At 51.9% G+C, this 790-nt stretch carries 1 protein-coding gene; it reads left to right on the forward strand.

What is annotated here, in order from left to right; translation table 11 throughout:
• Window positions 1–790, forward strand: a 790-nt coding sequence (locus tag BLL41_RS22235) for a condensation domain-containing protein (protein WP_256252473.1), incomplete at both ends; no start/stop codon positions are given.

Raw genomic sequence — 790 nt, forward strand, 5'->3', positions numbered from 1 at the left:
CCTACACAGCGCCAAGAAATGTGACCGAGATGAAGCTTGCCCAGCTGTGGGAGGACGTCCTGAAAAACGGCCCTGTCGGGATTCACGACAACTTTTTTGACCGCGGGGGACATTCCTTAAAAGCAACAGCGCTTGTCTCTCGGATTTCAAAAGAATTCGATGTACAGGTGCCGCTGAAAGATGTGTTTGCCCATCCGACGGTAGAAGGTCTGGCTTCCGTTATCCGTGAAGGAACGGACAGTCCATATGAAGCGATAAAACCGACGGAACAGCGTGAAACCTATCCGGTTTCCTCCGCTCAAAAGCGGATTTATGTCCTTCAGCAGCTGGAGGACGGAGGGACAGGCTACAATATGCCGGCGGTGTTAGAGCTGGAGGGGAAGCTCAATCCCGAAAGGCTGGACAGAGCTTTCAAAGAGCTGATCAAGCGCCACGAGTCGCTTCGGACCTCCTTTGAACAGGATGGAGGCGGTGAGCCGGTGCAGCGTGTCCATGACGAGGTGCCGTTTACATTACAGACAGCAGACCTCGACGAACAAACTGAACAGGAAACGGCAGCCTCGTTTATCAAGCCGTTTGACCTCAGCCAAGCACCGCTGTTCCGTGCCCAAATCGTAAAGGTATCAGATGAGCGGCACCTGTTGCTGGTTGATATGCATCACATCATTTCAGACGGTGTTTCCGTCAACATTCTGATTCGGGAATTCGGGGAGCTGTACAACAACCGGACCCTTCCGGCGCTTCACATTCAATATAAAGATTATGCCGTATGGCAAGAAGGATTTAAAAC

Origin of the sequence: Bacillus sp. FMQ74, assembly GCF_001875785.1 — a bacterium.
Taxonomy (GTDB): domain Bacteria; phylum Bacillota; class Bacilli; order Bacillales; family Bacillaceae; genus Bacillus; species Bacillus stercoris.